The 8,470-nt window shown below is 67.3% G+C and carries 9 protein-coding genes and 1 riboswitch; of the genes, 2 read left to right on the top strand and 7 right to left on the bottom strand.

What is annotated here, in order from left to right; translation table 11 throughout:
• Positions 1-201: 201 nt before the first annotated feature.
• From cobC to AC1DS3_RS31100, 7 genes are read right to left on the bottom strand one after another with little or no spacing between them, the layout of a single operon-like run.
• On the bottom strand, positions 202-777 hold the full coding sequence (gene cobC, locus AC1DS3_RS31130; protein WP_441633268.1) for an alpha-ribazole phosphatase: 576 nt from the start codon (positions 775-777) through the stop codon (positions 202-204).
• A complete protein-coding gene (locus AC1DS3_RS31125) occupies positions 762-1,526 on the bottom strand; it encodes an adenosylcobinamide-GDP ribazoletransferase (RefSeq protein WP_441633266.1) in 765 nt (254 codons plus the stop codon). Before AC1DS3_RS31125 ends, cobC begins: the two co-directional genes overlap by 16 nt.
• 41 nt (positions 1,527-1,567) lie before the next feature.
• A complete protein-coding gene (cobT, locus tag AC1DS3_RS31120) occupies positions 1,568-2,608 on the bottom strand; it encodes a nicotinate-nucleotide--dimethylbenzimidazole phosphoribosyltransferase (RefSeq protein ID WP_441633264.1) in 1,041 nt (346 codons plus the stop codon).
• A 52-nt stretch (positions 2,609-2,660) separates the two neighbouring features.
• Complete coding sequence (gene cobO, locus AC1DS3_RS31115) at positions 2,661-3,302, bottom strand: cob(I)yrinic acid a,c-diamide adenosyltransferase (RefSeq protein ID WP_441633262.1); 642 nt, start codon at positions 3,300-3,302, stop codon at positions 2,661-2,663.
• Positions 3,295-4,131 (bottom strand): ABC transporter ATP-binding protein, encoded by an 837-nt coding sequence (locus AC1DS3_RS31110; RefSeq protein ID WP_441633260.1) that lies wholly within the window; start codon positions 4,129-4,131, stop codon positions 3,295-3,297. The genes cobO and AC1DS3_RS31110 overlap by 8 nt, the downstream gene beginning before the upstream one ends.
• A gap of 5 nt (positions 4,132-4,136) precedes the next feature.
• On the bottom strand, positions 4,137-5,135 hold the full coding sequence (locus tag AC1DS3_RS31105; RefSeq protein ID WP_477128647.1) for a FecCD family ABC transporter permease: 999 nt from the start codon (positions 5,133-5,135) through the stop codon (positions 4,137-4,139).
• A 21-nt stretch (positions 5,136-5,156) separates the two neighbouring features.
• On the bottom strand, positions 5,157-7,109 hold the full coding sequence (locus tag AC1DS3_RS31100) for a TonB-dependent receptor plug domain-containing protein (RefSeq protein ID WP_441633256.1): 1,953 nt from the start codon (positions 7,107-7,109) through the stop codon (positions 5,157-5,159).
• Between the two features lie 98 nt (positions 7,110-7,207).
• A riboswitch (cobalamin riboswitch) is annotated at positions 7,208-7,452 on the bottom strand.
• A gap of 208 nt (positions 7,453-7,660) precedes the next feature.
• Between AC1DS3_RS31100 and AC1DS3_RS31095 the strand changes: the two genes are divergently transcribed.
• Positions 7,661-7,978, top strand: a complete 318-nt coding sequence (locus tag AC1DS3_RS31095) for a hypothetical protein (RefSeq protein ID WP_174427972.1) — start codon at positions 7,661-7,663, stop codon at positions 7,976-7,978.
• Positions 7,975-8,316, top strand: coding sequence for a cell division protein ZapA (locus AC1DS3_RS31090; RefSeq protein WP_441633254.1), 342 nt, complete (start codon positions 7,975-7,977; stop codon positions 8,314-8,316). The genes AC1DS3_RS31095 and AC1DS3_RS31090 overlap by 4 nt, the downstream gene beginning before the upstream one ends.
• The last annotated feature ends 154 nt before the right edge of the window (positions 8,317-8,470 follow it).

Genomic DNA, 8,470 nt, shown 5'->3' with positions numbered 1-8,470 from the left:
CCTTAAGGCGATGCGAGTTTGGGTCCCGGCCGCTCTTTTCGTCGAAGCCCGAGGGGGTAGTCGCCMCATCCGGCGCGCCTTTTTTGCCTACTTTTTTGGCAAGACAAAAAAGTAGGTCGCCGCCCCGCAGGGGTGGTGAAACTGCAGTTGCTCTTGACGTTAAGCCGTTGCAGTTGCAGTCAAAACCCAACCCCCAAAACCTCACCCCCGATTCCACCACCGCAACCGCGCCACACCGCCACCCAGCGTAAACCGGCAACTCGCCCCATAACCAAGATCCCACCCCAGCGTAGTAGCCAGCGGCACCCCAAGCCAGTGCGCCGCCAGCATGCGCATCGGGCCAGCATGAGCGACAACCCACAGCCGGTCCGGGGCATCCACCGGCAAGGCGTCGGCCCAAGCCGCCACGCGCGCCATCGCCTGCGCCACAGTCTCACCCCCATGAGGCCGCGCATGCAGCAGATCCGCAGCCCACGCATCCAGCTCGGCGCGCGGCACGGCGTCCCATGCGAGGCCTTCCCAACGGCCAAAATCGAGTTCGCGCAACTGCGCATCGGCTTGCGGCACCAAGCCGAAATCCCGCGCAAGTAAATCAGCCGTGGCACGAGCCCGCGCCATCGTGCTGCAGACAATGCGCTGCGGCGCAAGGCCATCGAGCGCCTGCAGCATGCGCGCAGGCTCGGGCAAAACGGGCTGGGCCAGTGGCAGGTCAAGCGCGCCGTAGCAGATCCCCTGCGCAACCTCAGGCGCCGCGTGGCGGATCAGGACCAGGTCCATGCCGCCGCCGCCAGATAGATCAGTAACTCGGCCAGCTGCTGCGCCATGCCGAGGCAATCGCCGGTGTACCCGCCAATGCGGCGAACAAAGTAGCGCCCCAGCAAAACGCGCAGCATCACCAAGGCAACGATCACCACGGCAGCAAACAGCGGCGACACCAGCAGCAGCGGCAACGCACCGCAAAGCAGCGTGAAACCCAGCCCGATGCCGGACAGCCGCTGCGCCACCGGCTTGGCCTTGCCCTCGGCACGCACGTAGTCCAGCGTGGCAAGATAGCTCACCGCCATGGCGCGGCTGGCCGCATGCGCGGCCACCAGCACGAGCAGCAACGCCACCATGCCGCTGCGCGCGGCAATCGCCACCAGCAGTTGCCACTTGAGCAGCAGCGCCACCACCAGCGCGATAGCGCCAAATGCGCCAATGCGCGAGTCGTGCATGATGCGCAGCACGTCCTCGCGCCGGTAGCCGCCGCCGAACGCATCCACGCAGTCGGCCAGGCCGTCCTCGTGAAAAGCGCCGGTGGCCAGCAGCGTCACGGCCATGCCCAGCAGCAAGGCCACGCCCGGCGGCCACCACTGCAGCGCGCCCCAGCTCGCCAACGCGCCCAGCGCGCCGACCAGCAACCCCACCAGCGGAAAGTAACGCGCCGCCGCATTCAGGTAGTGCGGCGCAAAGCCGACCCAGCGCGGCACCGGCACCCGCGTGAAGTAGCCGACGGCGGTCAGGAAGTAGCGAAGTTCGTCGAGCATGGGCAGGTGCGTTGGGCCAGGTAGCGGGAGCGTGCCGCAGTCTACGCCGATGCGGTGCTGACGCCAGCCGCGCCGAAGGTGGCCATCTCGCGCAGGAAGGCCGCGGCGGACGCGACCAGCGGATAGGCCAGCGCGGCGCCGGTGCCTTCGCCCAGGCGCAGGTCCAGCGCCAGCAGCGGCTCGGCGCCGAAATAGTCCAGCAGGCGGCGGTGGCCGTGCTCGTGCGAGCAATGCGAGAACACGCAGTATTCCAGCACCTCGGGCGCGAGGCGCTGCGCCACCAGCAGCGCGGCCGAGGCGATAAAACCATCGACCAGGATCACCATGCGGCTGGCGGCCGCGGCCAGGAAGGCGCCGGTCATCATGGCGATCTCGAAGCCGCCGAAGGCGGCCAGTACGTCGAGCGGCTCCACCGCGTCCGCGTGCAGCGCCAGCGCCTGCGCCAGCACCGCGCGCTTGCGCGCGAGGCCCGCGTCGTCCAGGCCAGTGCCGCGGCCGATGCAATCTTCAATCGGTGTATCGGTAAGCCGGCTCACCAGGCAAGCGGCCGACGAGGTATTGGCAATGCCCATCTCGCCAAAGCCAATCACGTTGCTGCCCTGCTGCGCGTGGCGCAGCACGCGCGCCATGCCGGCGGTGAGCGCCGCCTGCACCTGCTCCGCGCTCATGGCGCGCTCAGAGGCAAAATTGCGCGTGCCCGCGGCAATGCGACAGTTGACCAGCCCGGGCACGGACGGCAGCGGCGCGCGCACTCCCGCGTCCACCACTTCCAGCGTCAGCCCGTGCAGGCGCGAGAACACATTGATGGCCGCGCCCCCGGCCAGGAAGTTGAGCACCATCTGCGCCGTGACCTCGGCCGGATAGGCGCTCACGCCGGCATCGGCCACGCCGTGGTCCCCGGCGAACACGATCACCGCGGGGCGCTTGAGCTCCGGCGCGCCACTGCCGGTAATCAGGCCGATCTGCAATGCCAGCCCCTCGAGCCGGCCGAGCGCGCCGAGCGGCTTGGTCTTGGCATCGATGGCGGCTTGCAAGGTCGGGCGCAGGGAGGTGTCGAGCGGGGCGATGGCGGGTAACTGCATGGTGTTTCTTGGTGTGACTGAGAAAGGATTCGCTGGAACAAGAATAGACGTTTTACATCTCGACGCCACGTTGGGCCTTGATGCCTTGCTGGAAGGCATGCTTGACCGGCGTCATGTCCGTCACGGTATCCGCCGCCTCGATCAGCGCGGGCGGTGCGCCGCGGCCAGTGATGACCACGTGCTGCATCGGCGGGCGGGCACGCAGGTCGGCGATGACGGCGTCGACATCCAGGTAGTGCAGCTTGAGCGCGATATTGAGCTCGTCCAGCAGCACCAGCCCGATCGACGGGTCGCGCAGCAGCGAGCGCGCCACCTCCCACGCGGCCTGGGCCTTGGCCACGTCGCGCGCGCGATCCTGGGTTTCCCAGGTGTAGCCTTCGCCCATCACATGGAAGGCGCACTGCTCCGGAAAGCGCCGCAGGAACAATTCCTCGCCGCTGGGAATGGCGCCCTTGATGAATTGCACCACGCCGGCCTGCATGCCGTGGCCAAGCGCGCGCACCACCATGCCAAAGCCGGAGCTGGACTTGCCCTTGCCATTGCCGGTGGTGATGACGATCACGCCGCGCTCGTCCTGCGCGGCGGCGATCTTGGCATCCACGACATCCTTCTTGCGCAGCATGCGCGCYTTGTGGCGTTCGTCGCGGGCGGCGTCTTCCGACGTGGAGGTCTCAAAGGCTTTGGGTTCAGTCATGTTGGGTTTCGTCTGGTGCGGGAAAATGCGCCCCGTCGGCGATCAGCGCGGTATGGCGGCCGTCGCTGACGCTGACAATGGGCGTGCGCAGCGCGTGCGAGCAATGCGCGGGGGTCAGGACCTGCGCAGCGGGGCCATGCAGGCACAGGCCGTCTTCGGCCAGCAGCAAGGCATGGGTCGCGTAGCGCCGCGCCAGGTTAAGGTCGTGCAGGATCACCACGATGGCATGACGGCCGGCGCGCGCCAGCCGGGCCAGGGTTTCCAGCACCATGATCTGGTGGCGCAGGTCGAGGTGGGCGGCGGGTTCGTCCAGCATCAGCAGCGGCGCCTGTTGCGCCAGCGTGGCGGCCAGCGAAACGCGCTGGCGCTCGCCGCCGGACAGGGTCAGCACGTCGCGCCCGGCCAGCGCATCGAGATCCATCTCGCGCATCACTGCCGCGACCACCGCGTCATCCTCGCGGCCGGCCCAGCCCCAGCCGGAGAGATGCGGGTGACGGCCCACCGCCACGGCGTCGCGCACCGACATCGAGAAGGTGTCGTGCACCGCCTGAGGCAGGTAGGCGCGGCGCAATGCCAGGGCAGCGGGCGGCGTCTCCAGCGGCGCGCGGCCATCCAGCAGCACCACGCCGCCGTCCGGCTTGCGCAGCCCGGCCAGCACCGACATCAGCGTGGACTTGCCGACGCCGTTCGGGCCCACGATGCACCACAGCTCGCCCGCCTGCATGGACAAGCTCAGGCCATCGAGCAAAGCGCGCGCGCCGGCGCGCAACTGCAAGGACTGCAGCACCAGCGGCGGACAAGCGGAAACGGGTTCATTCCAGGTCGGCATGGGAGTCAGCGCGGCCTGCGCAGCAGTAGAAAGAGGAAGGTCGGCACGCCCAGCAGCGCTGTGATCACGCCCACCGGCAACTGCGCCGGCGCAATCACCGTGCGCGCCACCAGGTCGGCGGCCATCAGCAACGTGCCACCCAGCAAGGCCGAGGCAGGCAACATCAAGCGTTGGTCGTTGCCCCAGGCAAGGCGCACCAGGTGCGGCACCACCAGCCCGACAAAGCCGATCGAGCCGGCCGAGGTAATGGCCACCGCGATCGCCAGCGAGGCCAGCACKAACACCGACATGCGCACCGCGCCGACGCGCACGCCCAGCGCCTGCGCCACGGTCTCGCCCATCAGCATGGCATTGAGCGAGCGCGCCATCGGCATGGCCAGCAGCACGGCCAGCGCCAGCGCACCCAGCGCAAGGCCATAGCTGGCGGTGCCGCCCAGGTCGCCGGTCAGCCAGAACAGCATGCCGCGCAAACGGGCCTCGGGCGCCACGCTCAGGATCAGGGTAATCAGCGCGCCCCAACCGGCGGCCAGGATCACGCCGGTCAGCAGCAGGCGCGAGCCGGCCTCATGGTGCCCGCCCTGCACCTGCGGATGCAGCAGGTCGCGCCGCGCCAGCGTGGCCACCAGCACCATCGAGAACAGCGCGCCGCCGGCCGCGCCGGCCTGCACCGTCCACAGTGGCCACATCATCAGCATGGCGGTGAGCGCACCGGTGGCCGCGCCGCCCGATACGCCGAGCACATAGGGCTCGGCCAGCGGATTGCGCAGCAGCACCTGCATCAGCGCGCCGGTCAGCGCCAGCAGGCCACCGCACGCGAACGCCGCTGCCGCGCGCGGCAGCCGCAGCTCACGCACGATGGCGCCGGCGGTATCGTCGGCGCCGCCGGACAGCGCCTGCCAGACCTGCGCACCCGACAGCGGCACGCTGCCCATCGCCAACGACAGCAGGAACACCGCCACGCCGGCGGCGGCAAGCATCAGCCAGACGGCTAGCGCGCGGCGCATGTCAGGCAACCATCCTCATTGTCATTTCTGACGCCAGCCCAGCGTGACAAAGCCGGCGCGTCCCTGCGTGTTGAAGGGATAGGCGAGCTGGTAATTCTTGTCGAACAGGTTTTCCACACGGGCGGCCACGAACCATTGCTTGTCGATGTTATAGCGGGCATTGAGGTTGACGATACCGTATCCGCCGAGCGTGCGCGAGCCACTATCCATGCGCGTCGAGGAGATGATCCACTCGCCGCCCAGGCGGAAGTCGCCAAACTGGCGGCCCACGTCGAAGGCGGCATGGCGGCGTGCGCGGCGCAGCAACTGCGTATTGCTCTGCTCATCCACCGGGTTCTGGAAGGTGATGCTGGCGCCCACGTCGGTGCCCATCAGCTTGGCGCGCCAGGAGGCTTCGATGCCTTGCACCTTGGCCTTGTTGACATTCTGCGCCAGGTACAGGCCGTTGGGCTGCAGCGCCGAGGTKATCAGGTTGTCGTAGCGGGTCTCGAACGCGGTCACGCGCAGCAGGCCGGCGGCATCGGTGTTGTACTGCGCGCCCAGCTCGACCGACTTGGCGCGCTCGGGCTTGATGCCCCGCTGGCCGTAGCCAGGATAGTAGAGCTCGTTGAACGTCGGCGCGCGGAAGGCATTGCTGGCGTTGGCGATCAGCTTGAACGCATTGGTCAAGTTATAGCCGTAGCCGGCGAAGTAGCTGGCCTGGCTGCCGAAGTCCGAGTAATGGTCGTTGCGCACGTTGAGCTGCAACTGATGCTTGCCCAGGCGTCCGTCGTAGCCGCCAAACACCGAGGTCACGTTGCGGTTGGGCGCGGCATAGGTGCTGGAATCGAACTCCTGCTGCAGGTATTCGGTGCCGAACAGCAAGGTGTGCGTGGGTGCCAGCGCGTATTCGTTCTGCCAGGTGTACTGGCGGTTACGTGTATTGAAGCGGCTGTCGAACAGGCCGTTCTTGGTGTTCTCGCTGCGATCCTCGCTCTGGGCCACCTTGAAGTGCGTGCTCCAGTCCCGGGTAATCTTGCCGTTGACGAAGGCGGATACCGTGTACAGCTCGCTGTTCATCCACCAGACATCGGTCGGCTTGCCCACCGTGCTGTCGTAGGAGAGCTTGCTCTTCGAATAGTAAGCGGTGACGCCGGCGTCCCAGTCGCTGGTGAAGCGATGCTTGACCTGGCCCGATACGCTCTTGTTGTCGTAGGGGTTGTCGTTGGGGTTGGCCTTGGGCTGCTGCTTGGTGTTGATCGCCGAGAAGCCGTCGGTCTTGATGGCCGAGCCGGTGATATTGAACGACGTGTCGCCGATCTGGCCGCCGTAGCCCACCGTGCCCTGGCGCGTATTGTTGCTGCCGTACTCGATCTGCGCGTTGGCCGCCGGGGCCTGGCCCGCGCCGCTCTTGGTGAAGATCTGCACCACGCCGCCGATCGCATCCGAGCCGTACAGCGCGGAGACGTTGCCCCGCACGATCTCGATGTGGTCGATCTGATCGGGCAGGATGTTCGACAACTGGGCCGTGCCGCTGCTGGCCGACGAGACACGCACGCCGTCGATCAGGATCAGCGTCTGGTTGCTGTTGGCCCCGCGCATGAACAGGGTGGTATTGGAACCCAGGCCGCCATTGGCGGCAAACTCCACGCCGGCTTGCGTGCGCAGCAGCGAGCGTAGATCAATCGCCTGCGAGTTGACGATGTCCTGCCGGGTCACCACGGTCGTGTGCGGCAGCGCTTCGGTGATCGGCTGGGGAGTGCGATTGGCACTGACCACCACCGGCGTGAGCTGCGCGTCGGCGGCCGGCTGCACGGCGGCGGCCTCGCTGGCCTGGGCCATGGCGGCGCCGGGCGCGCACACGGCGAGCAGGGCCAGCAAGGCGACAGGCGTGGCACAGACTTGTCGGGAGACAGAAACGGAAACAGAAACGGGGGCGGTGGCGGGGCGCGCCGGCAATGCCGGACGGCTCGACCTGTAAGACGATGAGCGCATGATGCGGATTGTGGGAGAGAGCTGCCTGGTCCGTTCCCCCGCGGACCGTCTGGCGACGAAGCGCGCCGCTGGCTTGCGCGGCAAAAAGCAGCGGAGGGCGGCGCACTCTCGTTCAGGCCGGTATCCGGGCTGACGACACCAGTCCGACCGCCTTCCCGAACCTTGCGGTTCAGTGGCTGAGTGGTCGGCCTTGCGATCTTGCGATCACGGTCGCTTACCGTTGCGGGGGCAGCACAGGTTGGCTCGGCCCTGCCCTGGCGGCGGTGGCTGGCTCCCTGTTTCCCGTTGAACTGCAACCCTGTAGTGAATAGGATTACGAGCACCTGGAACGTGCGCGAGTGTAGGCAGTTTCGAGGCAAGCGTCAATGCCGCGGCAAAACGGGGGGAAAGCGCCTGGAAACAGGCATAAAGCCGCCGCCACGGATGCCGTTAAACGACGATGCATGCAACTTCGGCGCGCAGGCCCGGTCACACACGTCTGCGTTCGCCGTCCGCACGATAGCGCTTGGGCTAAAATCCCAGAACCCGAGACCCTAGATATGACAGGCTCTATGCTCACCGAACTCGAACAACTCGCCGCCAAGATCGGGCGTGTGCTGCACCATGCCGATACCCTGGCGGCGGAGAACCAGCGGCTGCGGGAGGAGATCGAACGCCTGCAGGCCGACGCCAGCCAGCTGCGCGGCGACCGTGAAGCCATGGCCGCCGACCGCGAGCTGCTCAATATCAAGATCGAGGAAGCGCAGCTGCGCATCCAGTCGATCCTGGACAAGCTGCCCACCGCCAGCGACGCCCGCCAGCTCGACCTGCTGGGCGAAGGCGATGCGGCCAGCCGCGCCGAACAGAAGGCACCCGGAGAAAACGCATGAGCAATAAGCAAGTCGAAGTGATCATTGCCGGCCAGTCCTACCGGTTCGCCATTGCCGCCGACAACGAGGCCGCGCTGCTGGAGGCCGTGGCACTGGTAGACGGCCAGATGACGCGGCTCAAGGGCGGGGTATCCGCCAAGGGCGTGGAACGCGTTGCCGTGATGGCCGCGATCAGCATCGCCTCGGACCTGCTCTCGCTCAAGCGCAAGCAGCAAGAAGATGGCGCGATTCCCGTTGATGCAGTGCGTGCGCGCATTCGCGAGCTGAACGAACGCGCGGACGAAGCCCTGCGCCAGTACGCGCATGTGGGCACCAATTCGCCCGTGCCGCGCAACTGATGTCCTGCCCTGCGCCGGCGGTGTACCGCACGGCACAGGTAGGCAGCGATACGCGCGTGATTTCGGCCCGATGTGCCCCACATGCCGCGCGCGTCAGCAAAATGTAACGACACGCAAAGACGGGCTTGGTATGGAAAGCCTCGCGGTGTATAGT

Source organism: Cupriavidus sp. 01L46, assembly GCF_056399905.1.
This window is presented reverse-complemented; position numbering and strand designations above follow the sequence as displayed.

Excerpts from the sequence above, each read along its gene's own strand:
- cobC (WP_441633268.1), bottom strand. The coding sequence starts at position 777 with ATGGACCTGGTCCTGATCCGCCACGCGGCGCCTGAGGTTGCGCAGGGG.
- AC1DS3_RS31125 (WP_441633266.1), bottom strand. The coding sequence starts at position 1,526 with ATGCTCGACGAACTTCGCTACTTCCTGACCGCCGTCGGCTACTTCACG.
- cobT (WP_441633264.1), bottom strand. The coding sequence starts at position 2,608 with ATGCAGTTACCCGCCATCGCCCCGCTCGACACCTCCCTGCGCCCGACC.
- AC1DS3_RS31110 (WP_441633260.1), bottom strand. The coding sequence starts at position 4,131 with ATGCCGACCTGGAATGAACCCGTTTCCGCTTGTCCGCCGCTGGTGCTG.
- AC1DS3_RS31095 (WP_174427972.1), top strand. The coding sequence starts at position 7,661 with ATGCTCACCGAACTCGAACAACTCGCCGCCAAGATCGGGCGTGTGCTG.
- AC1DS3_RS31090 (WP_441633254.1), top strand. The coding sequence starts at position 7,975 with ATGAGCAATAAGCAAGTCGAAGTGATCATTGCCGGCCAGTCCTACCGG.